This window comes from Bacillus sp. SRB_331 (assembly GCF_003264175.1).
Classification (GTDB): Bacteria; Bacillota; Bacilli; order Bacillales; family Bacillaceae_G; genus Bacillus_A; species Bacillus_A mycoides.
The window spans coordinates 97459-122805 of the sequence record NZ_NADV01000044.1; the positions used below are offsets into that span (position 1 = coordinate 97459).

Consider the following 25347-nt stretch of genomic DNA (forward strand, 5'->3'; position numbering starts at 1 on the left):
ACTTTTAATCAAATGATAAGAATTCTCACTCATATATACAAATATTCAATATTTTTTTCATAAATTCCTCTTGACCTAAACTTAGGTTTAGGCTGTATCCTTTCCATTGTAACCTACTATAACGACACTGGAGGAATTCAAAATGAAAAAATATGCTTTCATAACAGGTGCGAATAAAGGGATCGGATATGAATTGGTTCGTCAATTAGCAGAAAAAGACTATCACGTATTTTTAGGTGCTCGTAATAAACAACTTGGACAACAAGCCGTAGAATCTTTAAATGTTTCAAACGTTTCCTATATTCAAGTAGACATTTCTAGTGCTCAATCCATTCAAGAAGCAATCAAAAAAATCCATGAAACGACTGACCACTTAGATTTATTAATCAATAATGCAGGCATAGCACTCGACTTCCATACGCTACCTAGTGAATTAAATATTGAAACTTTACGCCAAGGATTTGAAGTTAACTTTTTTGGAACATTCCAAATGGTGCAAGCCTTTTTACCATTATTAAAGAAATCAAGCAACAGTAAAATTATAAATGTAACAACTGACATGGCCTCACTAACAATGTTTGCTAGCGGTGAAACACACCCAATTAATACATTAGGATACAATTCTTCAAAAACAGCTATTAATGCTTTAACATTAGCATTTAGCAAAGAATTTGGTACTAACGGTCCAGCAATTTTCGGAGTAACCCCTGGTTTTACAACTACTGACCTAAATGGAAATTCCCCAGGTGGCCATACGACCAATGAAAGTGCTAAAATTATTATTAAATATGCATTAAGTGAAACAAACTATAATGGTAAAATACTAAATAAAGACGGCATTATACCTTGGTAATAAAGGGATGAATGATATGTATTATACAATTGGGCAAGTCGCCAAAATGCACCACTTAACTATTTCTCAAATACGTTATTACGATAAACAAGGACTGTTCCCTTTTCTTAAAAGAAATGAAAAAGGAGATCGCGTTTTTGATGAAGAAGCACTGAAATATTTAGAGATGATTTTATGTTTAAAAAACACCAGTATGCCAATTCAAAAAATAAAAAAATTTATCGACTGGTCTATGGTGGGGGAATCTACCATCCTTCAACGGTTGGAGTTAATGAAACAACAGGAGACCAATGTCTTACAGCTCATTCAAGACACTGAAAAAAACTTAAAAAAGATACAACAAAAAATTGCTAAATATGAGGACGAAATAACTTCTTCAACTCCTATTATAAAATAAAAAATCACCTTCTACATATTGTAGAAGGTGATTTTTTATTTTATGATGCTTGCTTTCCTTTATCTGCATCATCTACATACCAAATGAACTTGCCTGTATATCCATAAATAACTGCTAAAATGAGTGATACGAAGCTTAGCCACATAAATGGAACGTATGATAATGTTGATACACCTAAAATACCAGCCATAAAAATACCATTATCAGACCATGGAACCATACCAGAAGTCAAAGTTCCACCTACTTCTGAGTTACGTGCTAATACGCGGCGATCTATTTTTAATTTATCATAGCTTTCTTCCATAATTTTTGGTGTTAAAATAAGTGATACGTACATCGCACAACCAAATATGTTAGCTAAAAACGCAACGATTAATGTAGACAATGTTACATTACCTGCAGAATTTAATTTCTTCTCAAATTTCGATACGATTACCTTTAGAACACCTAACTTTTCAAGTAATCCACCAAAACCTAAGCCGAAAATAATAACGGCTACTGAACCAAGCATACCATTAATTCCACCACGGTTTAATAACTTATCGACAAACTCGACACCAGATTGAATTGAGAATCCGTTATATGCTGTTCCAATTGCCTCTCCAAAGTTCATTCCTTGGAAAAGTGTTGCCCAAATTGCACCAATTAAAGCTCCCATAGCAATTGTTGGCATAGATGGTTTCTTCATCGCCAATAGCACAATAACAATTACCGCTGGAACAAGCATCCATATTTTAATATCAAAGTGCTTTAATAAAGATTCTTTTAAAAACTCAACTCTATTTAAATCTACATTATCCCCGCCATACATCCATCCAGCAACAGTAAACATAATGCTGGTAATAATATAAGCTGGAACGTCTAATACGAGCATGGCTCGAACGTGAGCAATAACATCTACTTTCGCCATAGAAGCTGCAAGAACTGTGCTATCAGAAAGTGGTGATAATTTGTCTCCGAAATAAGCTCCTGAAAGGACTGCACCCGCAACAAGCGGAAGTGGTAATCCAAGCCCTTCACCTATCGCCATCATAGCAATACCTGCAGTTCCAACTGTTCCCCATGATGTTCCTGTCGCGATAGAAGTGATTGAACAAATAATTAAAGTTGCCAATAAGAATATGCTAGGGTGAATGAATTCTAATCCATAATAAATTAATGTAGGTACAACCCCACCAGCAATCCACGTTCCAATTAAAGCCCCAACTGCAACTAAAATAAGAATTGCTTCTAATCCATTAGAAATCCCTTTCGTAATTGCATCTTGCAATTCTTGATAACGAAATCCTAATCTTAATCCAAGCGCAATAACTAAAAACCATGAAATAAATAGCGCTAATTGAATTGGGAGATCAAAAATCGTTTGGAAGGAAAAGACGACAGCAAGAAATAGGCATAAAAGAATAATAATTTCTAGCATCGATGGTAATCTTACACTTTTCATTTTTTTCTCTCCTTACAAGTCGATAACATGATGTATGTAGTCTTACGTGTATGTAGTCTTACGTGTATGTAGTATACAATTAGCGAAGACAAAACAAAATTTTCATATTATTTCGATTTATTTTTTCAGTATAATATATTCACAACCCTTTCTATTGTAAAAGTAGATTGCGCTTTTCGCAATGAAAAATATAAAAAATGTTGTATTTTTATTTATTTAGATAAAAACACCTAATGAAATAAAACTTTAATCAATGAGGGTTTTATCCATCCCCACTAATTATTAACCCATAATAACCTTTTTAATATTTGCCTCAACAAAACTTTTTACTACCGCTTTCACCTCATATGTAATAATATATTTCTACATAAAAAAAGAGCACACATCATTTAATCGATGCATGCCCCTCTTTTATTTATACATATTTTGTATCTCTTCTTTATTTTTAAGTATTTCCGAAAACTTATCGCTACAACCTTTCGGAAATAAAACTCCGAGTCCATATGAATGCCCAAACTGAAAATGAGGGTATTTCACCTTGACCTCATCCCAAAACTTATACACACCGAAATCACCGTTTTTAACTTCAATATCATGTAATAATACAATACCGTTTTTCGCAACTTTAGGTAACCATGTTTTATAATCATGAGAAACAGCTTCATACGTATGATAGCCATCAATATGCAAAAGATTTATCGTTTCATCTTGAAACTCATCCAGAGCATCATCAAAAGTAGACCGAATTAAATTCCCTATATTCAGGTAGTTATCCCTCACCACTTTTTCTACTATTTGAAAAACCCCTTCTCCATATGGACCTGTATGCCCATCTCCAGCCCAAGTATCTACAGCAAAACATTTTGTGGCTAACCCACCATCTTTTACCCCCTGGCAAAAACTAAAAAAGGAAGCACCTAAATGCGTACCTAACTCAACTAAAGTTGCTGGTTCTTCAAATCTTACTAAATCATATGCGAAATCTAAATGCCCACTCCACGCAGATTGTGACCGAATAATAGGACTGAAATTTTCAAATTCAAACGATGGTTTATGAGTAACCCAGTTCATCGCGTATCTCCTTATACACATATTTTTAACAAACCAAATTACTCTTATCTTTATTTTTTTGGCGTCGCAATTATGATTATATTTCATAAAAAGATGAAGAATTACCCCATTCTTATTGGGGTAATTCTTCATATACATATGGATTTGCTGGCTTCTTAATCTTCTCTACTTTACTTATTTTCACAAGTGGAAATAGCATTCCTTAGAATCAGAAGCATTGAAAAACTTGGATGAACGATATGGAGATCAAATAACTGAAATTGTATTTATCGGCATCGATATGAATCGTTCTATTAACAGAAAAAGAAATGAAACAAGATTGAAATACATTTGTTGATCCTATTCCGGCTTTTACTTTCACTTCATAATAAAAAGGCTTCCGTAGCATGGAGCCTTTTTCACTTTGTAGTACTCTTATTTAACATATTTGCTTTAATAAGAAACACAATTGTACCTAAAACAATTAAGATAGCATATACGATACCAACTACATCACCTATTTTTTCTAAGCCAAACGGTAATAGTATAGTAGCAACTCCGACTATATAGGAAAACACACCTGAAAGCTTCGCTAATTTATTTTTATCTCCAACAAACGTTTCTTCCTGATAGCCTGCCAACAAAAACAATCTCTTTTTCACATGTATTTGATACCCTAAAAAAATGATAAGTAATCCAACAAATAAACAAACCAAAAATCCTGCTAGCATATAACTCCCCCCTACGATATTTTACTATACACAAAAAAAGATGATCGTTCTTACTAAACAATTTTATTTTTAATTAGAAATTTCAGTTTATTAATACTCCATTTCGTGATATATTGCATATTGTATCTAATATATTTTTTTTGAAAGGAGGACTATATATTTTATGGATCCAAATCGATTAAAAGGAATTATAATGGTCATAATCGGTGCTTGTTTATGGGGCTTATCCGGAACAGCTGCGCAACAACTTTTTCAATATGAAAACGTTTCTACTGAATGGTTAGTTACAATCCGTTTACTTATATCCGGTGCTATTTTGCTCATTATGTCATCATTCGGAGCGAACAAAAAAGAAATATTTGGAATTTGGAAACAAAAGTCTGATGCAAATAAGATAATTTTGTTCGGTCTTTTAGGCATGCTTGCTGTACAGTACACGTACTTCGCTTCTATTAAAGAAGGAAACGCTGCTGTTGCAACTTTGTTACAATATTTAGCCCCTATATTTATCACTGTATACTTACTTTTCAAATGGAGCGTTCGTCCATCAAAAATTGATTATATTTCAATTACCCTCTCATTAGTAGGGACCTTTCTCCTATTAACAAACGGTTCTGTTCATAACTTAGCTGTATCTACACCTGCTATCATTTGGGGCATTTTATCTGGACTATCTCTTGCATTTTATAGTTTGTATTCAAAAGAATTGTTAGAAAAGTGGTCTTCATCCGTTATCGTTGGATGGGGGATGATCATTGGGGGGATTGGCGTAACGATTTTACACTTTATTTCCACAAACGAATTCATTTTATTATCAACTATGAAATATGTAAAACTAAGTACCCTCCCGCTCATTACATTTGTCGTCATTTTCGGGACACTCATCGCATTTTATTTATACTTAGATAGCATAAGATACCTTACGCCTAAAGAAACAACATTATTTGGCTGTACAGAACCACTCGCAGCTATTATTTCTTCTGTGCTTATTTTGCACGTACCGTTTCAATCTTTTCAGTTATTAGGTGCTTTTTGTGTAATTGTAATGGTGCTCATATTAAGCCAAAAACCGGATAAAGGAAAACCAAAATTAAAGCTTGTTAATACGAAAAAGAAACATATACAATGAAAGGATTGAATTCACTATGCCTGTCCCTCAAAATTATAAAAAACCAGGAAGAGTTTCAGCAAAGTCACTCGTTTTAAATCAACTGCAAGATTGGATTATAGAAGGTGTTTTACGACCTGATGAAAAAATAAATGATGGGGAATTGGCAGAAGCACTAGGAGTAAGCAGAACACCTGTTAGAGAAGCTTTACAAATTTTAGAGCTTTCTGGATTAGTTGAAATGGTACCTGGGCAAAAAACGAAAATCGCGCCTATTAAGTTAGACGACGTATCTATCATTTATGAGACGATAGCTGGTCTTCACTCAATTATAGGAAAGCAAGCACTGCAAAAAGTTACAGACGCTGATATTAAACTACTTTCCGAGATAAATGATGCTTTTCAACAATCTATACATGAAAAAGATTCAAAAAAAGCTTTAGAACTAGATATACGATTTCACAATACAATTACTTCTATTGCTAAAAACCGATATATTGAACCTTTTCTAGAAAATATGCAACTTCACATTTTACGCCTTGAATATTTATTTTTCCAAAACTTCGTGCCTGCAAGTCAATCTATTAAAGAACATCACTCTATAATTCAAGCACTACAAAAACAGGATGAAAAACGAATGGAACAAATGATGTCTCAAAACTGGCTCCGTCCAATGAAAGAAATACAAAAAATAATTTCTATGAAATAATAAAGCTGGTTACACAAAAGTGTAACCAGCTCCTTCTTTAATAATCTATATGCTATGCCTGAATATTTGCGTAATCTTCAATATGCTCGTACTCTTTTTCCAATTCCTCTAAAGACAGCTCGTATAATTGTCGGTCGCGAATCTTAAACACCCCTGCTCCAATTAACTCATCAATTAAATGTCTCTTACGATTTTCAACAGCAAAACGGAGTTGACTACTCATCTTTTAAAAAACTCCTTTCTACGATCATTGAAAATGATAATCTTTATCAATTACCACTTTTGATTATAAAAGATGATTCTTAATAAGTAAAGTAATCTTATGAAATATTTACCTTACAAAGTATTTGTGGCCACATTATATATATGTATGCCACGCGAAAAATGTTATGACACTTTTTCATACCCTTTTTCTTTCATACTTTGCAAGTTGTCTCATTATGGTTAAATTCACCTTCTATTTCAACTTGAATGGTGACATGTTCTACATGAAATTTCCCCTTTAATACATCCGTTGCTTCTTTCAATACGCTTTGCGTTTCATTACCTTCGATAATAAGATGGCAAGTTAATACTTGAAAATCTGATGTTACAGACCATATATGTAAATCATGAACTTCTTTTACAATAGTAATATTTAATAATGTATTTTTCACCTCTTCAGCATCTATGTGCTGCGGTGCACCTTCCATTAATATATGAACTGTATCACGTGTTACACGCCATCCACTTATAATGACTAAAATAGACACAAGAATACTAGCAACCGCATCTGCAGCAGTCCATCCAAAAAATTTAATAAGTAACGCAGCAATAATCGCTCCAACTGAACCTAATAAATCGCCTAGTACATGTAAGAACGCACTTCTTAAATTTAAATTACCTTTCACATCTCCGCCTCTCATTAATATCCAAGCTGATACAATATTAATAAGCAGACCAAGCACAGCAATAATGAGCATTCCATTACTAGCGATTTCAACTGGTTCCTTAAAACGACGAATTGCTTCAATAAAAATATATACTGAAATGACAATAAGAACGACACCATTACATAATGCCGCTAACATTTCGACTCGCTTATACCCATATGTTTTCGCGGCCGTTGCCGTTTTTTCCCCAAGCTTGAACGCAAGTAAACTTAAAGCTAAGGATACTGCATCACTTAACATATGCCCTGCGTCAGACAATAGTGCTAAGCTATTTGTTACAAATCCGCCAATAACTTCAGCAATCATAAAACTTGTTGTTAATAAGAAGGCAATTAATAACGCTTTTTTATTTTTTGAATGACCGTGATCATGTGAGTGTCCCATACAAATACTCCTTTAAGTGCAATATCTGTATGTTAGTATGAAACACATTCCCTATCTTTATCCCCCATTAACGCCCGATAGTGAATGCTACTAATCCGTAGAAGATGAACAATACCCCACTGATTAAAGTTTCACTTTATCCCGCTTCCTCTGTATACAAACTTCGCTACTTTTCAAACAAGTCCTTTTTCTCAACTAAAAACAAGACTACTTCTTTTTTATTTTCATATTGTTTACTAATGAAAGAATTTTTAAGGGGGCTACAAAATTGAAACGACTATTTCTCTGCATGGAGCGTGAACTTGTTGTAGTAAAAGAACAATATGGTAACTATGAAACCACATATCATTTACAAAATATGCAACCTACCTGTATTGTGGTTGATCCATTCCAAACAAATCGTGTTTATTGCGGCACATTTGGACGAGGTTTATGGCTAAGTGACGATGGCGGGGATTCGTGGAGACCAATTGGAGATTCATATCGTTACTTTGATTTCCCTAAAGAGGATGGTATTTTACATTCTTCGATTACTTCCATTACGATAAGCCCTAATGAACAAGTTAACGGATATGGTGTCGTTTATGTCGGTACAGAACCTAGTGCTTTATTCCGTTCAGAAAATGGTGGTGAAACGTGGACTGAACTTAAAAATATGAAATCATTATTATCTTCCTATACGTGGGCTTTTCCGCCTAGACCTTTTACCCATCACGTACGCTGGATTACAGTTGATCCAAACAATCCAAATACACTCCATGTTTCAATCGAAGCTGGTGCTGTTATTCAAAGTAATGATAAAGGGCATACATGGATTGATAAAAAATTCGGTGCTCCTATCGATGCTCATCAATTACTCATGCACCCTGAAGCCCCAAATCGCCTTTATGCATCATGTGGTGACGGATTTATGGGCGGACCTGATCGCGCATATCTTGAAAGTTATAACAGTGGAAACAGCTGGATCTCATGTAGTGACGGACTTGAGCATCATTATTTATACAGTATGGCTATCGATCCAGCTGATTGTAATACAATTCTCGTTTCTGCCGCACCGAGTGCTGATTTAGCTCATCACCGTATTCCTTATGAATCTTATATTTATCGTAAAACGAAAGAGACTCCGTTCCAGCAAGTACAGCAAGGTCTACCATCTGCAATTGGTACAGTCATTTCGATGTTTGCTACAAATCCAGCCGAACCACATACGTTTTACACTTTAAATAACAATGGCATCTTTCAATCCACTGATAGCGGTGAAACGTGGGAACAACTAAACATTACATGGAAAGATGAGTATAAAACGCAGCATCCGCATGCATTGCTCGTTACTTGTTCTTAACGAAAAAAGACTGCCTAATGGCTTTAGGCAGTCTCTCTTTTATTTCTTTAAATCAATTACGATATCATCTAGAACAATATCTTTACTCTTCGCTTCTTTTTTCGGCACTTCAATTTTCTTCTCGATTCCATTAATAAATTCCACTCCACCAAAGTTTTCTGGTGTATGCACTCGTAAGTTCACATGAGGTGTAACGATAAGCTTTGTTGCATTTTCGTTTAACTTTTGGAATGTAGCACTCCAACTACTTTTATGTGGCTCTGCTACTGTACTAGTTCCGCCATTTCCTTCACCTGCATATTTATTTCCTAAATCATCTTTTATTTCTAATTCCACATCAGCGCTATCCCATATACTTCTTAATGCCTTAGATTCTTCTTGATTGTAAAAAACGATAAAGGACATCGGGGTTACTTCCATTTTGTCTATATTTACTTTTATTAATTCATTTTCAGAAACCCCATTAACCTTTGCTTCCTTACTATCCATTGCTTTTAAACTAAGTGCGAAATCCCAGTTCCCTTTAATTGATTTTTTTTCTTCGTACATATTAATTGATTCCATATTCCATCTAACATTTGCAACGTCCATTCTTTTACTACCAAGATCACTTGTTGTAGTCATACCTACATATTTTTTATCTCCTACTTTCGTAGTTTTAGAACTTCCTGCCGCACCATTAGACATGCTTACCTGTGGGGAACCAAATATGCTCGGATGCTCTCCTAAATCTTTATCACTTTCGATAGAATACGTTATCGTTACAGTTCTACCATCGAACACAGCATCATTAATTGTAACTTTAACCCCATTGCTCTCTTTCGTCATATTCAATTCAGTCGAAAACTCTTTATAATTTTCATGTACCCCTGTTCTACCATTATCTAAAAATCGGAATATATCACCTACAATTGGCAATCCTCCAGCATATGTAGGAAACCCGATACCAAGCGTTGCAACTGATAATCCTACTAAAATAGATGCAGCAGCAACACCTTTTTTCCAACTTTTCATCTTTTTCTTCGTACGTATCGATTGTTTTACATTGCGTTTTACTTTTTCTTTTTCAATTTCAGAAGCCTCAATTTCCTCAAGTTCTTTTTCATCTATATCAATGTCATTTAATAATTCATAAATGTCTTTCATATTGCACTACCTCCAAAACTAATATTCGTAGCATTTTGTTGTAGTTTCTTTTTTCCCCGGTACACACGATTATCGATCGCTGCCCTGGTTAATCCTAATTTGTCACCTATTTCCTCTGTCTTCATACCGAGAAGATATTTCATAATGAACACCTTTTGATCTAACGGTTCTAATTGATTAATAAGCTTCAATAACTCTTCCCTATCTTCCATAACGATTAATTCATCTTCTGCTGACTTTTCCATACTAATATGAAACTCATCTGAAATAATTTCTACTTTTCTAGTCGCTTTCCGGTAATAATCAATCGCCTTAAATTTTGCAATCGCCGCTATCCATTTTTTAAAGTCACTCGGCTCTCCATGAAATTTATTTGCGTTATTCCAAATGGAAAGAAATATATCGTTTACACATTCCTCTATGAGTCCATCATTTTGAACTGGAAGAAGAACTTTGTGCGTGATTCCTTTTATGAGTGGTAAGTATGCATCAACAACAAATTCTAGCGCATCTTCTTTTTGCCGTTGTAATCTTTTTATAAAATTTTTCTCATTTGATTTCATGTAGCGATTCCCCTTATTTTTTTGTAAAAGCTTTTACACCCTATATAACGTCTAAAAAAATATTTTCTCTCATCTTTTTTATTTTTTGTATGTAATGGAATACTTTTCCTTAGCCATTGTCTCATATAAATATAAGCTTGAAGAAAATTTTCTCAAGTCTGTAATTCAATTAGTGTAGTACACTATTTATGCAGACACTCTTTAACCTGGTGTACATTTCATTTAATTAATCTACTTTTATAATTTTAAATTAGGAGATGAGATTTGTATGTGTGGAATTACAGGTTGGGTAGATTGGAAGAAAGATCTTTCAAATGAACATGTTATTTTAGAAAAGATGGCGAATAGTATTCAGCATCGCGGTCCTGATGCTGAAGGATTTTGGTTTTCACCTCATGCGGCTTTTGCACACCGACGTTTAATTGTTATTGACCCAGAAGGCGGGACGCAGCCAAAAACATTCCGTGCCGGTGATTATACGTATGCTCTTACTTATAATGGAGAAATTTATAATTTTCGTGAACTGAGAGAACAGCTTCGAAAATGTGGTCATGCATTTGAAACGCATTCAGATACAGAAGTATTACTACATGCTTATTTAGAATGGAAAGAAGACTGCGTACAACATTTAAACGGAATTTTCGCTTTCGCCTTATGGGATGATCAGAAGCAACAACTGTTTTTAGCACGTGATCATTTAGGCGTAAAGCCACTCTTTTATACAGAAAGAAATGACAGTATTATTTTCGGATCTGAAATAAAAGCATTATTAGCTCATCCATCTGTTCCTGCTGAAATTGATGCGGACGGCATAAATGAAATATTTGGATTAGGCTTATTTCGAACTCCAGGATGTGGCGTCTTTAAACATATTCAAGAAGTTCGTGCTGGACATTCTATAACATTCACACGTGATAAAAAAGTAGTTAAGAAGTATTGGAATTTAGAAAGTAAGATCCATACAGACTCTACCCAAGACACATCTTCTCATATTTTATCTATTTTACAAGATACAGTAAAAAGACAATTAATTGCTGATGTTCCCCTCGTTTGTATGTTATCAGGCGGATTAGATTCTAGTGGTATTACTGCACTGGCAGGTAAAGAATTTAGAGAGGAACACAAAACACTTCACACATATTCAATCGATTTTTTAAATAGCGCGAAAGATTTCGAACTGACATTTGCTCGAACTGGTCTAGATGCTCCTTGGGTAAAACGTGTTTCTGAACATGTAGGGACATCGCATCATGACATTATTGTGAATGCTGAAGAGTTAGCAAATCACTTATTCGTTCCCCTTCACGCGAAAGATTTACCCAGTGCTGGCGAAATGGAAACTTCACTTTATTTACTATTTTGCGAAATGAAAAAAGATGCAACCGTAGCTTTATCTGGAGAATCTGCTGATGAAGTATTCGGGGGATATCCTTGGTTTCATCAAGAAGAACTATTATATGTAGATAAGTTTCCGTGGTTAACAAACTGGAAAAACACATCTTCTCTATTATTAAACGACGTAACAACTCAATGTAATCCTGAGCAGTATATTAATAAACGATTCCATGAGGCTGCTCTTGAAGTACCTACTCTTGAAGGTGAAAGTAAAAAAGAAGCGAAACAGCGTCAAATGTTTTATTTATTTTTAACACGATTCCTTCCGTTCTTACTCGACCGTAAAGACCGTATGAGTATGGCTGTAGGATTTGAAGTTCGTGTACCGTTTTGCGATTATAGATTAGTTGAATATTTATGGAACGTTCCTTTCAATATTAAAAGTATTGATAATATCGAAAAGGGAATTTTACGTAGAGCGCTGAAACCAGCTTTACCTGATGATGTGCGAAATAGAAGAAAAAGCGCTTACCCTACTTCACAGGATCCACACTATTTACAAACAATCCGCAATTTAACGCTTGATATGTGCAGTAATAAAAACAATCCTGTTTTCTCACTCATTAACCATTCCATATTACTTGCAATTGCTGATCAAAGTAACAAAGAGATTACCAATTTTGAAGCAAGAAGTGCTATGGAGTATATGCTACAAGTAAATGAATGGTTAAAAACGTATCATATTCATATTGCTTAACAAAAAAGAGTTCAAGGACAAAAACCCTTGAACTCTCTTTCATTTATTAATTGGCACATTGTCTATTTTCAGTATCGATGGACCATCCAATAATAGTGGCACAATCTCTACCTTTCCACTGAAGTACATTTGTTAATACAGGCTCAATCTGTAAACAAGATCCGTCGTGTAATATTTCTACTAAAGATTGATCATCATCAAACTTTAGTTTATCACACTCTAAAATACCATCCGTTGCCATTACAATGTGATTCTGACCTTTTTCTAATCCCCTTACCCCTGATGTAAAACAAGGTGTATTCGCTGCAAAAACATTTTTTCTTCCTATGTATTCATAGTTCTTACGCTTATTTAGCCTACCTTTTCCATTTTTCGTTTGCTCTGAATGGAATAAATACGCGAAGCAATCACCAACTGATAGCCAATATAAGAACTCGCCTTTTCGTAAACAAATTAAACATGCAAGTTCCTCATCATCTTGGTCACATTTCTCGATAAAGAGCTCATCTGTAAATAACGCTAATAAATACATATGTGTATGATGAAAAGCTAAATGGATTGGGTATGAAAATAACTCTTTTAGTTTTTCTTCTCTTTCTGAAATCGCTTCTATTATATAATGTATATTTTTCGTTTTATGATGTGTATCAAAAATCATAACAAATTCAAATTCTAATTTCGGATCCCACCAAGCTAGCACTGCATCTCCTCTTTCATATGCATCACTCTCTTGATTTCCTCCATATACGCCGACTGAAAGAGGACCACATTTTTCAACATGTATTTGATCTACATACATCTTTTCATGACTAATCCATTTAAATGTATTCACAGCTATCATCCTCTCTCTTGCTAAATGTATACCTTTACACATAGATTACCTTATATTTCAATAAAAATAAACTTTTTCAACATTTTTAATGAAAATAAAAGGATTTTACTTCTGAATCAACGAATATATCTTACTATACGATATAAAAATAGGAGGATTTATCATTATGAAAGACATTAATCAACATTGGGAAAGTATTTATTATCACTTACGATATGAATATGAAGACAACCTTTCTCACCAAGCTATTCGTATTTTACAAATCGTTTCTCGTGAGAAAGATATAACAATTGGAAAAGTTGCTACTGAGCTTAGTCTCTCTCATAACACAGCATCTGAACACGTAAAGCGCCTTATTCAAAAAGGATTTATTATAAAAGAAAGAAACAAACACGATGAAAGGGTTGTAAACCTTACTTTAACGAAAGAAGGCATTGAAGTATTAGAAAAGCATACTTTACTAGATAAAGAAAAGATAAAAATATTAGAATCACAGTTATCAAAAGAAGAACAACAACTAATAGAAAAAGCCTTTTCGTTATTAGCGAAGGAGGCAAAATATGCATTTCCTCGTTAAAGTAATCGTTTCGGCACTTATTATCGGCGTTATTACTGAAGTCGCTAAACATTATAGTACGATAGGCGGCTTTATTGCTGCCCTTCCACTCGTTAGTTTACTAAGCCTATTTTGGATTTCTTTCGAAGGTGGGAGTAAACAAGAATTAAGTCAATTCGCTTTAGGCGTATTATATGGATTTCCTGCATCCGCACTACTATTATTTATTGTTTATATCGGTTTAAAGAACTCCTTTTCACTTAGTACATCTATACTCTTCGGCATATGTGCCTGGTGTATCGTCTTTACTTGCCAAAAAGTATTTCAAGCTTAGGGGGAATTACTATTAATAGATCAGTAGAGATATTTGGACAAACTGTAGAAGTATATATAAGAGGTAACAGTAAACAAACTGTAGTCATTCAAACAGGAATGAGTTGCTCATTTTATGATTGGCTCCCTATTATAGAAGAGCTTTCACAACACTTTACAGTTGTTTCATACCATCGCCCAGGTTACGGAAAAAGTGAGCTAGGAAATACTCCACGTACAGCAAGGCAAGTTACAAAGGAACTACATATGTTACTAAACAAACTCCATATTCACGAGCCAATCATTCTAATCGGCCATTCCTATGGAGGGTTATGTGCACAACATTTTGCAATGTTACATGAAGATAGGCTGCAAGCACTTCTTTTAGTTGATTCTACTTCCATGAACTTACACCGATTAGATGAGCTTCATTTACCAGTTTCTGATCAAACTGATTCTGATGATATGTGGCTACAAAAATATCATACCTACTCCAACATGGATGCAGAAGTACTTTATAATGAACTAAAATCTATGCTCGTCAATACAACAAAACAGCATATCAAATTTTCTACATCTCCTTCCTTATATAAAGCGACAGCTTCTGAACTGTCCGAGTGGAAAAATTGTGCTCGCTCAATAAAAAAACAACATAAAACATTAGAAATACCATTAATCGTTATCGGTAGAGATCCTCAATATTCTATTGCTCAATTGATTGAGGGCGGTATGCCAAAAGAAGAAGCTACACAACTTGAAGATATGTGGCAAGAACTTATTCGTGAACAATTAAATCTCTCAATAAACAGCCAATACATTTTGGCTGAACATGCTAGTCACGGGATAGAAAACGATCGTCCAGATGCTATCATTGAAGCCATTCACTTATTGTAAATAAAAAAAGGAAGCAACTAAAGCTGCTTCCTTACTTATCTATTCATAGTCTTCTTCATCATCGACTTCTTCATAATACGAACTCCCATTGCTTACATATATAGGACCGTTCGCAACATCAATACGTAGTACCCATGCCCACGGCACAGCTAAACGTTTATGTATTGCTCTCCAAAAGTTCATTGATTTTCTTTCGTACTCCTGGAACTCCTGAAGTAACTCTTTATAGGAGGAACCGTCTAACTGAATATTTGCTTCTAATAAACGAGAATGGGCATAGTACTGTAACTCTAGTTCAGCAGCAATCTCCATTTCTTCTTCCGTTGCCATACCTATAATTGCTCCATCTGCTGGTGCGATTTCATATACGTTGTGAACTTCAATAAGCCCTTCTTTCTCTTTCTCAAACATGTAAACAGCCTCCTTTAACCAATATTTTTTATGTTACAAAGTCATACTTCTACAATACCTTCTCCCTTTCCTCTTTTTTTGATAAACTTTTACAAATTATTTATCTGATAATCTGTAGACTGTATTCTTTCAGCAGAACTGAAACAATTATTATCAAAAGTTAATTTATACACATCAGGCATATGAAGGGTTTTCCAAAACTGAAAACCATATTTCGAATCAAAATAATTCATTAGTAATACCATAATATTCCCATGAGTACCTATTACAATATTCTTACCTTTATATTTTTTTAATATACTTTGCATACATATTACAGCGCGTCTTTGCGCTACATCATTTGATTCTCCGCCTTCGTATGCAAAAGTCCAGTCTTCCCATACCTTCTGAATAGCATCGTTAAAATCTGTTACTGGCTCTTTACTTAATAACCTTTCCCGTAAATCTTCTTCCAGTTGTATTGATAAATTATATGTATTCGCAATTCCTTGCACGGTTTGAATCGCCCTTTTATACGGGCTAGAAATAACAACATCAATGTTTTTATCCTTTAACAAACTTGTTACATTACCTGCATCAATCTCTCCTTCTTCAGATAAGGGACGTTCCCTTTCTTCCTTTGTATATGTAGAGTGAGCGTGGCGAACGAAATATACTGTAGTCATTATTCAACTTCCTTTCTTAGTTTCAATCTATATTCCATGCAGTAAATAGGAAATCCTGTATCATGAATAGAAAAGAGCGCCTTTTAAAAAGCGCTCTTTTGTTTACACAATAAAATTATTTCATTATAACTTTCTTCTGAATTCTTCATCTGTTATAGCATCTTGAATAAAATAATCTATATTATTTCTCAGCTTTTGATATGCAACTTGATCTTCTATATCGTTAAACATAATTACAACTTCTACCTTATTCCCTTTCTTATCTGTAGTATACAAACTTTTTGTCAATACGAATGCGGTAGAACCACCTTTTTGACCAGCATATTCCAACTTACTATTTTCAACTGTTCCTTTAAAAACATTATCAATTTCATCTTGCATTGATTTTGGAAAATAATTTCTACTATTTATCTTTTCCATTAAACTCAAATAATCTTTAGCATTTGCACTCACTAATCGATCTGACCAAATACGCTGGAATTCCATATCTATTTTTAATGGTATATCACGTTTCTTCCATTCACTTTCATCTTTCATCCATTCATGTATTTGTAACACGTGTTTATTATATTCATCATTAGACATGTTACGTATCATTTCTAACGATTGATTTTCTGGCTCATTAAGCTCTTTTTCTACATACCCTCTCATATATAGTGAAGCAGTATACGAAGAGAACTTGTCATGACTAGTAAGTTCTAACTCTTTTAAATTATCATTTACTCTTTCTATTCCAAGCTTATCTAACAAATATGTTGTATTCGCATTAGAACTATAATGAATCATCCCTTTAGCCACTTCTTCTAAAGCAATCTGTCCATTTTGCACTAACTCTCTCACTTTTGAATCTTCTAACCAGTCAGGATGCGCTCCACCATCAGTGTTTTTAACATAATATTTTTCTAAATCCTGCAATGAAATTTGTTCATCTCGACTTATTTTTCCTTCTGACACTTGCTTAGCAAATTCAACTGCTATTACGATTTTTGCCGTACTTGCTAATGGTAATTTTTTATTTTCATTTACAGATGTTACTACTTCACCGTTTTTTCTAATAAGTAATGAACATGTTTCATCACCTTTATGTTCTTTTATGTAGTTTAATACGTAATCAGGATCTTCTTTTGACAAATAGTACTTCATAATAACAAAGAAAGCTATAACAGCTACTACAATCACTCCTGCAACAATTCCTATAATCTTTAATATGTTCACAATATGCCCCCTCTATAAATTCCCTTCTATATAATAATTATAACGAATAAAAATACAAAATTATACAAAACAGAGTAACTCTTCCTAAAAAAAGAAAGAGTTACTCTATTTCACATGATGTTATTTGTCCATTTAACGTAACAACTATATTTGAGTCGTCACTTTCTTTAACTCTATTTAGTCGATTTGAGTTAGGAGGACCAATTACAACTGACTCCTTAATTGGCGAAAGGTCCTTTCCTAATTTTTCTGCACTTACACCGTATGCAGCTTGAAATACTTCTGGCGGTGTTAATCTAAGTATGTCTGATCCCTCTGCTGTTTCAAACTGATCGTTATTAAAGAACAAATGTAATTGTACTTCTTCTGTTACCGCTGTAATCCAATGCCACCATCCCATTGGAATAAAGACAGTTTGCCCCGCTTTCACATGATAATTTTGCAATTGATTCGTTTCGGGATTTAAAATGGATGTAACTGCTTCTCCTGATACAACAACATCTAATTCCCACGCATTCGGATGCCAATGTGGTTCCCGCATATGCCCTTTCGTCATAAATAAATCAACAAACGCCCCTCCTATCATCGCAGGTAACTGCGTTGAGGTAACTTCATATGCAACGTTTTTCTCATCTCTTTTAAAAAAGACATTTTTTCTCGAATCAAAGAAAAGATTTGGCGTTCCTGAGCTTTTCTTTAAATTTTTATTATCTGTAACATAACCTGAACTACTCATTCAATCCCTCTTTCCCGCTCCGAACATTTCTAATTTTACACTGTATCGTATGGGGAAATTTTATAAATGTGCCTATTAACAACATAACAAAAAAACATGCTTTCATTATGAGAGCATGTTTTGTGATTTTTTTCACATTATTTAGTTAAAAAATAAACTTTTTACTTACCATGATGTAACATTAAATCACTAAGTTCTTCTTCAATGTGATTTAATTTCGCAACTCCTTCTTTCCACTTATGAATATAACGCGATACCCCGACAATAAATAAAACAATAATTGTAGAAAGAATAATACCATATACGATTGTTACAGTACTCATAGTTACACTTCCTTATAATTAGTAATGTTGTTATTAGTTATATTTTTATTATAAACCTTTTTCTTTTAAAATACTTCGATTTCAACTTTTTGTAACAAAATTGATTTTTCTAATATTTCGTTCATAAAAATGGAATATTTTTCACAAATTATACAAAACTTCACCATATGTACTATTGCCACATGAGTTATATTGTTAAATAGGATAAAGTGAAATTTTAGTCAGTACGGGGTATCTATCCCACACTGATTATTAGCCCGCACCAACCAGGATTTTACGGACCGTTACTGTGGGATAAAGGGGATGAAATACTATGACGACTTGGTTTATTGTAATGTTAGTTGTATTTGGAGCATTTAAAATTATTGTTTCTAGCCTTCCTAACTCTGCTATTGAATCCATTATTAGCAAGTACGAAACACATCCACAACTTGAAGAAGAGAATGTGACTGTTACAATCAATGGAAATAACTTAGAAGGCGAAAAGAAATCCAGAATTATTCATGATTTTAACGAAGGATTATTTTTAGATCGCTATTATGCACCACCACACAATGAAGGCACTCCTTTAATTATCAATGCAAAACGTGGCAAAAAAGATTTTACATTTTATATTTATAGTCATGAAGAGCATGTTGATGTAGTAAAACAACATAAAAAGAAGGTAGTTGCTTATAGTTTACGCTCTAAAAACCTTCAAAATAATGATATGTTCGTGTCAGCTGATTTAGCTTAATACTCATATATTAGAAGAAGGAATCCATGGCACATGGATTCCTTCTTTCCTATTTACTGAAAAATAAGCTCTGTCTTCAAACTATCTTTCGGTAACAACCATCCTTTTTTCTCTATACTCGCCATTAATAATTCTCTTTGTTTTGTTGCAATACTTTCCTCATTTGTTTTAAACGACACTTCTATTACGAAATCATCTTCTATTTTCCCTGTATTACTTAGTGGCCAAACTTCAATATTCGTTTTTATATTTTCAAACTCCCCTGTATACCGTTTCATTAATACAGGACCGTAAATACGAGAATTCTTGAGCATTTCTTCTCCCCAATTCGTATACAACCATTTGTTCATTTTCCCTGGTAACTTTTCTATTAACATATTTTGAGCAGCTTGTTCATTTGGTAAATCAAGTATCCCATATCCTTTAGCACTATAACTTTTCTTATTTGAAATACTTAATGTTTTCTTCTCAAATCCCCAATCTATTTCTGCCTCATAGTTATCAGTTTTACTATCAAATCCATCCTTCTTAGCTACTTCTAATGCATCTTGAATCATACCATTTTGAATCGGGTATCTCTTTTTATATGTTAGCTCAAAATCTTTACTAAATTCTTTCTTTCGGATCCTCGCAAACCAACCTTCATTACTTAAACTTTTATTCGCCGTATCTAAAAATTCCACTTGTATTCTTTCATAATTTGTACCAGCCTGGAAATGTTCTAGTACCTCTTGCTTCATCTCTTTGTTATAACCTAATACTTGTTCTGGCTTTAATAATAACTTCACTTCAAAGCTAGGTTTCATTGGACTAGCAGCAAAACCTTCCTTAACGTTATAAAGGAAACAACAAAAGAAAATACTTACGAATACAAATACTTTTTTCATATACCAATCTCCTTTACATTTTATATGACTTCTACACATTCCATTGCAAGTGAATATACATTTTTATATCCTGCTATGCTAAGCTTTTTCTGTAATTGATCCGTATCCTCTTTCAAAGCGTGTACTAACACCGTATGTTCTGGTAATAGTGTATTTAACATTTCCTTAACGTCACTTATACTTTGATGAACTTTATATGGAACTCGCTTCACCCTACATTCTTTACCTACACGTTCCTTCAAAACTTTTTCTGCAAAACTTCCTTTAGCAATATGTCCAGTAAAGATAATCGAATTTCGTTCTTCATGCCGAAGTTGTTCATAATACAACTGTGCTCGTTTCGTTTGCATATTCGCATCACTCATTACAACTATTCCATAACTATTTTGCATACAAATGTCCTTATCCATAACTATTATGTTTCTTTTTAAACCCTCCACAACCCGTTCAAGTTTTTCATTATTTTTTAACCAATCTTTATATATGAACATCTCTTCAAATCCAGCAAAAATTTCTTTATCTACTATAATTGGAAGTTCTTTATATCGTTCATATAAATACAATACTATATCTTGCGCCCTACCAAGTGAGGGCAGTGGTAGTAATGCTGTTCCTTTATTTTGAGCAACTCGTTCAATTTCTGCACATAATTCGTCTACTCGTTCCTTTTGTGAAACATCATCAGTGTGATAAGCGGCATCTACAATTGCAATTTTTATATCGCTTCGCAAATCTTCAGGTAAATTAGCTCGTAGTATATTAGATTCTGCTGAATAATCACCAGAATAAAATACGTATGTATTACACATATCCACTAAAAACCAAACAGCTCCTAATACATGCCCACTATACCCCCATTGAAACCGCAACGTTGGTGTAATCTGTATCCATTCATTTGGATTACTAATCTCATCAATACATACATAATTTAGATCTTTAATATTTTGATCGTTATAAGGTAAATTCCACCCTTTTGAAAGATTGTAGTTTCCCCATTTTTCAAAATAAGCTGGAAGTTGCTCCTTCGTATAACGAGTCGTCCAAATTTTTTTCTTATATCCATACTTCGTCAATAAAGGTAAACCCATCGTATGGTCTTCATGAATATGTGATAAAAATACTGCATCCAAAAATGGAACAACTTCTCTTTCTATTTTGGGATAACTATCCTCATATGATCGATTAATACCACAATCAAATACTATTTTTGTCTCTTTATTTTTTACAAAATAGCAGGAACGACCGTATTCTCCCGCTCCTCCCCATACTTCCATCCTCATCATGCTACCCCTTTTCGTTTTTGCTCCATATGTTGCAGAAGTAATAAGCACATTGTTGTAAGCCCAACAGAAACAACAGCCATTGCCATTCCTATAGATACTTCTCCTTGTTCAAATTGAGCAAAAATAAACGTTGCTGACGTTTCTACTGATGGAGGTAGTACGAGAAGCGATGCTACTAACTCTCTTATCGAAATCGTAAATGTCATCGCCCATCCAGCAAGAATTCCTGGAATAATAAGCGGCAATATTATTTTTCTAAAAATATAAATATAATTCCCGGAAAAAATACTTCCTGCCTGTACAAGAGAATCATCAATTTGTCCGAGCGATGCTTTTACATACTGCACCGTATAAGGTAAAAAGAGAACAACATACGTTACGATAACCATGACTGGTGTATTGTAAATTGACATAGGCATATAGGGTGAATTCCAAAATAAAATAAGCCCTACAACCATCACTATTCCTGGTACCATATTCGGTAACATGCCGCACATATCAAGCCATTTTTCAGAGGACTTTTTCCCCTTTCGAATCATAAGCGCCAAAAATACGCCAATAATTACAGCAACAATCGCCGTTACGAGTGAAAAAAGAAAACTGTTCCATAAAGCTTCTAATCCCGGAGAACCAATTGTAAATAATGCTTCATAATGGCTTGTTGTAAAGTTATTAAAATGTAAGTCACCGCCTCTTAACTTCGACAAAGAAGCAATAAGTATAGAAAAGTATGGGATTCCAATTGCTACTATTAGTAAACCAATTACATAAACCCATGCTATAAAACGTGTAACTATAGACAAAGTATACCTTTTAGATTTCACACCTTTTCCACTAACCATTGCATATGTATACTTTCGATTCAATACATTTTGCATATACCAAATGAGCATACAGGCACTAAGTAATAAAGAAGATAATGCTGTGGCACTGCCAAAATCAATCGGCCAACTAGAGATAAATTTATGAATCTCAGATGTTAACACATGGAATCCTATTCTACGTCCGAATGTAGCTGGTGTTCCAAATTCAGCAATCGTCTTTACGAAAATGAGTAAAGCACCCATTACATAACTTGATAACAATAACGGTAGTATTATCTTTCTTAAGCGATAGAAAAAACGTCCACCATGAACTGCTGCAGCTTCTTCTTTACTACTCCCAATCTGAAGTAACGTGTTTTTCAACATGAAGTAAAGGAATGGGAATAAATGCAGACTCATAATTAAAACCATACCGCCTAAACTAAAAAACGATGATGAAATCGGCTTTAAAGCCGGAAAAAATTGTTCAAAATAACCGTTAGGTTGCATGAACAAAATCCAGCCCATCGATCCGATATAGGGCGGGGTCATAAATGGGATCATAAAAACAATATCTAACTTACTATACTTTCCTACATCTGTTTTGCTCATAATGAACGCCAATGGAAACGCAAATATTGTAGCTCCTATTACAACGAGTACACCTAGAAGCATCGAATTTAGAAAAATCCCAGCTAATCCACCACTTTGCATGACTTCAAAAGGCTTTAAAAAATTCCAACTGCTATTTTCATATACACTAGAAAATAAAATGAGAAAAAGCGGAATGACGATTAACATCGCCACAAGTAACAACGCTACTGTCATTCCAACTTGTCTTACTGATACGAATCGATTTACCATGTAATCACCATCTTATTGAAATACTTTCTTAAATTGTTTTGCTATTTCATCTTGTTCTTTCTCAACTGTTTTCCAATCAATATTTAATACTGGAATCTCTTCTACATTCGGTCTATTTTCAGCTTTTATATCTTTTCTACCTGGCAACAAATACGCTTTAGAAACTTGTTTTTGCACATCATCTGATAATAAATAATCAATAAACTCTTTTGCACCTTCTACATTTTTACTATCCTTCATAATGCCTGCTGCCCGTGGACTAATGACTGTTCCGCTTTTTGGATATACGATATCAACCGGTTCACCCTTTGCTTTTGCACTGTACGTCATATAGTCAACACCCGCAATTACCATATCTTTCGCACCTGTTACAACTGGGTCTAACGCTTCTTGGTTTGCCCCAGCTACTGTAACTTCATTTTTCTTAAGCTGTTCAAATAAATTCCATCCATCTTGTCCATTCTTTTTCACATATCCTGTTACAAAGTCTAAAGCTGAACCTGAAAGTGCTGGATCTGGAAGATTCACTTTCCCTTTCCATTCTCCTTTCGTTATATCGCTCCAATCTTCAGGTGCTGTCTTCACATTTTTTGTGTTATACACAATTCCTAATGCTGAAGCACTATATCCAAAATAATGTCCTTTATCATCCGACCATTCAGAACGAAGCTTATCAGCTTGTTTTGCTTCTTTATAAGCTAACGTTTGCCCATCTTTTTTTAATCCTTCCATCGCTGGTAAAGAAGCAAGTACGACAACGTCAACGACTGGATTTTTCTTTTCAGCCTCCATTCTTGCTAAAATCTTACCTGTTGTTCCTTGAAACATTTCTACTTTTATCCCTGTTTTCTTTTCAAAGTCCTTTTGAATTTTTTCTGCTAATCCTTTTGGTCCTGCACTATATACAACAATTTTCTTTTCATTAGCGTTTTTATTTTTTGCATCTACACTGCCTGTCTTTGAGCTACAACCTGTTACTACAGCAGAAAATAGTAAAGTACATACAAATAAAGACTTAAGCGAACTGAATTTCTTCATACGATTCTCCCCCTATATGATGAATACATTTTTTTGGTACATATAACGATACCGGTTTACCAACGCTTAGCTTACTATTGTGATAAGCTATCCATACACCGAGTGTCCCCATGTTTACTTTCACTTCATAACGTTCTCCTACATATGTAACGTGCTGAACTTCACCTGTATACATTTCGCACAAGTCATTTTTTGTCCAGCTCACATGCTCTGGACGAATCATTTTTTTCCCCTCTACAAGCCAATTTGCCTTACCAACAAATTTTGCAACAAATTCATGAGACGGTTTCACATAAATGTCTTCTGGTGTTCCTTTTTGTAATACTTCACCCTGCTTCATGACAATAATTTGGTCTGACATTGACATAGCTTCTGTTTGATCATGTGTTACATACAATGCCGTTAAACCAATTGAATGAACGATGTCCATAAGTTCTAATCGCATTTCTTCTCGCAAAATTGCATCGAGTGCACTTAACGGTTCATCGAACAAAATAAAATGAGGTTTCGTTACAATTGCTCTAGCAAATGCGACACGTTGCTGCTGTCCACCTGAGAGTTCATGCGGATATCTTTTCTCCATACCTTGCAAACGAACTCGCTTTATCGCATCTTCTACCTTTTCTCTTAAGTGATTCGTTTGCTTTGTAGCCCTTAAACCAAATGCAGCATTTTCAAATATAGTCATATGCGGCCATAAAGCAAAATCTTGAAATACCATGCCGATATTCCGCTCATGAGGAGATGTTTTTATCTTTTTAGCAGAAGAATACATGCACTTATCTCCAAAATATATTTCACCTTTATCCGGTTCCTCAAGCCCTGCAATCATTCTAAGTAAAGTCGTTTTCCCGCATCCTGAAGGTCCTAAAAGTGTGGTGAATTCCCCTTTTTTCATTACAATCTGTAACGGCTTTAACGCCTGTGTTTTCCCAAATGCCTTTTCTAATCCATGAATTTTAATATCCATCGTTTCACCTCTCTCCCCTCATTCTTAACCTGCTTTCATTCTATCTGGAAGTTTTATACTGAATGTTAATG

At 34.3% G+C, this 25347-nt stretch carries 29 protein-coding genes; 10 read left to right on the forward strand and 19 right to left on the reverse strand.

What is annotated here, in order from left to right; all coding sequences use genetic code 11:
• Positions 1-142: 142 nt before the first annotated feature.
• Entirely contained in the window at positions 143-853 is a 711-nt protein-coding gene (locus B5P42_RS26200; protein WP_088039152.1) for an SDR family NAD(P)-dependent oxidoreductase, read from the forward strand.
• Positions 854-860: 7 nt separating this feature from the next.
• The gene (locus tag B5P42_RS26205; RefSeq protein WP_080019756.1) at positions 861-1250 is read left to right on the forward strand and encodes a MerR family transcriptional regulator; all 390 of its coding nucleotides are present in this window, start codon (positions 861-863) and stop codon (positions 1248-1250) included.
• Between the two features lie 40 nt (positions 1251-1290).
• On the opposite strand, the gene nhaC is transcribed toward B5P42_RS26205, so the two are convergent.
• From nhaC to B5P42_RS26225, 3 genes are all read right to left on the reverse strand, one after another.
• Positions 1291-2694, reverse strand: a complete 1404-nt coding sequence (gene nhaC / locus B5P42_RS26210; protein ID WP_002135474.1) for a Na+/H+ antiporter NhaC — start codon at positions 2692-2694, stop codon at positions 1291-1293.
• A gap of 411 nt (positions 2695-3105) precedes the next feature.
• A complete protein-coding gene (locus tag B5P42_RS26215; protein WP_113735574.1) occupies positions 3106-3765 on the reverse strand; it encodes a class I SAM-dependent methyltransferase in 660 nt (219 codons plus the stop codon).
• 398 nt (positions 3766-4163) lie between these two features.
• A complete protein-coding gene (locus tag B5P42_RS26225; protein WP_002064702.1) occupies positions 4164-4475 on the reverse strand; it encodes a DUF3784 domain-containing protein in 312 nt (103 codons plus the stop codon).
• 163 nt (positions 4476-4638) lie between these two features.
• On the opposite strand from B5P42_RS26225, the gene B5P42_RS26230 reads away from it, so the two are divergent.
• Positions 4639-5604 (forward strand): DMT family transporter, encoded by a 966-nt coding sequence (locus B5P42_RS26230; protein ID WP_002126685.1) that lies wholly within the window; start codon positions 4639-4641, stop codon positions 5602-5604.
• A gap of 16 nt (positions 5605-5620) precedes the next feature.
• The gene (locus B5P42_RS26235) at positions 5621-6292 is read left to right on the forward strand and encodes a GntR family transcriptional regulator (RefSeq protein ID WP_002030983.1); all 672 of its coding nucleotides are present in this window, start codon (positions 5621-5623) and stop codon (positions 6290-6292) included.
• 52 nt (positions 6293-6344) lie between these two features.
• On the opposite strand, the gene fbpA is transcribed toward B5P42_RS26235, so the two are convergent.
• Positions 6345-6515: a Fur-regulated basic protein FbpA gene (gene fbpA, locus B5P42_RS26240; protein WP_002012091.1), complete on the reverse strand. Its 171-nt coding sequence runs from the start codon at positions 6513-6515 to the stop codon at positions 6345-6347.
• A gap of 193 nt (positions 6516-6708) precedes the next feature.
• Positions 6709-7608, reverse strand: a complete 900-nt coding sequence (locus B5P42_RS26245; protein WP_002012090.1) for a cation diffusion facilitator family transporter — start codon at positions 7606-7608, stop codon at positions 6709-6711.
• A gap of 268 nt (positions 7609-7876) precedes the next feature.
• Between B5P42_RS26245 and B5P42_RS26250 the strand changes: the two genes are divergently transcribed.
• Complete coding sequence (locus tag B5P42_RS26250; RefSeq protein WP_080784549.1) at positions 7877-8950, forward strand: WD40/YVTN/BNR-like repeat-containing protein; 1074 nt, start codon at positions 7877-7879, stop codon at positions 8948-8950.
• Between the two features lie 39 nt (positions 8951-8989).
• On the opposite strand, the gene B5P42_RS26255 is transcribed toward B5P42_RS26250, so the two are convergent.
• Positions 8990-10096 carry a DUF4179 domain-containing protein gene (locus B5P42_RS26255; RefSeq protein WP_113735576.1) on the reverse strand — a complete coding sequence of 369 codons (1107 nt, stop codon included), beginning with the start codon at positions 10094-10096 and terminating at the stop codon, positions 8990-8992.
• Positions 10093-10659, reverse strand: coding sequence for a sigma-70 family RNA polymerase sigma factor (locus tag B5P42_RS26260; RefSeq protein ID WP_033730433.1), 567 nt, complete (start codon positions 10657-10659; stop codon positions 10093-10095). Before B5P42_RS26260 ends, B5P42_RS26255 begins: the two co-directional genes overlap by 4 nt.
• A gap of 268 nt (positions 10660-10927) precedes the next feature.
• Between B5P42_RS26260 and asnB the strand changes: the two genes are divergently transcribed.
• Entirely contained in the window at positions 10928-12751 is a 1824-nt protein-coding gene (gene asnB, locus B5P42_RS26265) for an asparagine synthase (glutamine-hydrolyzing) (protein WP_002193118.1), read from the forward strand.
• 46 nt (positions 12752-12797) lie between these two features.
• Here asnB and B5P42_RS26270 read toward each other — a convergent pair whose 3' ends face one another.
• Positions 12798-13625, reverse strand: a complete 828-nt coding sequence (locus B5P42_RS26270) for a PP2C family serine/threonine-protein phosphatase (protein WP_002012083.1) — start codon at positions 13623-13625, stop codon at positions 12798-12800.
• A 124-nt stretch (positions 13626-13749) separates the two neighbouring features.
• On the opposite strand from B5P42_RS26270, the gene B5P42_RS26275 reads away from it, so the two are divergent.
• From B5P42_RS26275 to B5P42_RS26285, 3 genes are read left to right on the forward strand one after another with little or no spacing between them, the layout of a single operon-like run.
• Positions 13750-14160 (forward strand): MarR family winged helix-turn-helix transcriptional regulator, encoded by a 411-nt coding sequence (locus tag B5P42_RS26275; RefSeq protein WP_002030991.1) that lies wholly within the window; start codon positions 13750-13752, stop codon positions 14158-14160.
• On the forward strand, positions 14144-14473 hold the full coding sequence (locus B5P42_RS26280) for a DUF3147 family protein (RefSeq protein ID WP_002086410.1): 330 nt from the start codon (positions 14144-14146) through the stop codon (positions 14471-14473). The genes B5P42_RS26275 and B5P42_RS26280 overlap by 17 nt, the downstream gene beginning before the upstream one ends.
• Entirely contained in the window at positions 14425-15345 is a 921-nt protein-coding gene (locus B5P42_RS26285; RefSeq protein WP_113735577.1) for an alpha/beta fold hydrolase, read from the forward strand. The genes B5P42_RS26280 and B5P42_RS26285 overlap by 49 nt, the downstream gene beginning before the upstream one ends.
• Positions 15346-15384: 39 nt before the next feature.
• Here B5P42_RS26285 and B5P42_RS26290 read toward each other — a convergent pair whose 3' ends face one another.
• From B5P42_RS26290 to B5P42_RS26315, 6 genes are all read right to left on the reverse strand, one after another.
• Complete coding sequence (locus tag B5P42_RS26290) at positions 15385-15756, reverse strand: hypothetical protein (RefSeq protein ID WP_000461762.1); 372 nt, start codon at positions 15754-15756, stop codon at positions 15385-15387.
• Positions 15757-15845: 89 nt separating this feature from the next.
• A complete protein-coding gene (locus B5P42_RS26295) occupies positions 15846-16421 on the reverse strand; it encodes a histidine phosphatase family protein (protein ID WP_002030998.1) in 576 nt (191 codons plus the stop codon).
• A 123-nt stretch (positions 16422-16544) separates the two neighbouring features.
• Positions 16545-17636, reverse strand: coding sequence for a serine hydrolase (locus B5P42_RS26300; protein ID WP_113735578.1), 1092 nt, complete (start codon positions 17634-17636; stop codon positions 16545-16547).
• Positions 17637-17736: 100 nt separating this feature from the next.
• Complete coding sequence (locus B5P42_RS26305; protein WP_061675762.1) at positions 17737-18372, reverse strand: cupin domain-containing protein; 636 nt, start codon at positions 18370-18372, stop codon at positions 17737-17739.
• Positions 18373-18533: 161 nt separating this feature from the next.
• The gene (locus tag B5P42_RS26310; RefSeq protein ID WP_000109008.1) at positions 18534-18695 is read right to left on the reverse strand and encodes a hypothetical protein; all 162 of its coding nucleotides are present in this window, start codon (positions 18693-18695) and stop codon (positions 18534-18536) included.
• A 65-nt stretch (positions 18696-18760) separates the two neighbouring features.
• The gene (locus tag B5P42_RS26315) at positions 18761-18877 is read right to left on the reverse strand and encodes a hypothetical protein (protein WP_002031004.1); all 117 of its coding nucleotides are present in this window, start codon (positions 18875-18877) and stop codon (positions 18761-18763) included.
• A 131-nt stretch (positions 18878-19008) separates the two neighbouring features.
• On the opposite strand from B5P42_RS26315, the gene B5P42_RS26320 reads away from it, so the two are divergent.
• Entirely contained in the window at positions 19009-19431 is a 423-nt protein-coding gene (locus tag B5P42_RS26320) for a YfmQ family protein (protein WP_113735579.1), read from the forward strand.
• Between the two features lie 53 nt (positions 19432-19484).
• On the opposite strand, the gene B5P42_RS26325 is transcribed toward B5P42_RS26320, so the two are convergent.
• Genes B5P42_RS26325 through B5P42_RS26345 form a run of 5 tightly spaced genes read right to left on the reverse strand, consistent with a single transcriptional unit; the run spans position 19485 to position 25276 of the window.
• Positions 19485-20318, reverse strand: a complete 834-nt coding sequence (locus B5P42_RS26325; RefSeq protein WP_113735580.1) for a hypothetical protein — start codon at positions 20316-20318, stop codon at positions 19485-19487.
• 20 nt (positions 20319-20338) lie between these two features.
• Positions 20339-21601, reverse strand: coding sequence for an MBL fold metallo-hydrolase (locus B5P42_RS26330; protein ID WP_113735581.1), 1263 nt, complete (start codon positions 21599-21601; stop codon positions 20339-20341).
• Entirely contained in the window at positions 21598-23268 is a 1671-nt protein-coding gene (locus B5P42_RS26335) for an ABC transporter permease (protein ID WP_113735582.1), read from the reverse strand. Before B5P42_RS26335 ends, B5P42_RS26330 begins: the two co-directional genes overlap by 4 nt.
• A gap of 12 nt (positions 23269-23280) precedes the next feature.
• On the reverse strand, positions 23281-24306 hold the full coding sequence (locus B5P42_RS26340) for an ABC transporter substrate-binding protein (protein ID WP_002086426.1): 1026 nt from the start codon (positions 24304-24306) through the stop codon (positions 23281-23283).
• The gene (locus tag B5P42_RS26345; RefSeq protein ID WP_113735583.1) at positions 24284-25276 is read right to left on the reverse strand and encodes an ABC transporter ATP-binding protein; all 993 of its coding nucleotides are present in this window, start codon (positions 25274-25276) and stop codon (positions 24284-24286) included. The genes B5P42_RS26340 and B5P42_RS26345 overlap by 23 nt, the downstream gene beginning before the upstream one ends.
• Positions 25277-25347: the final 71 nt, after the last annotated feature.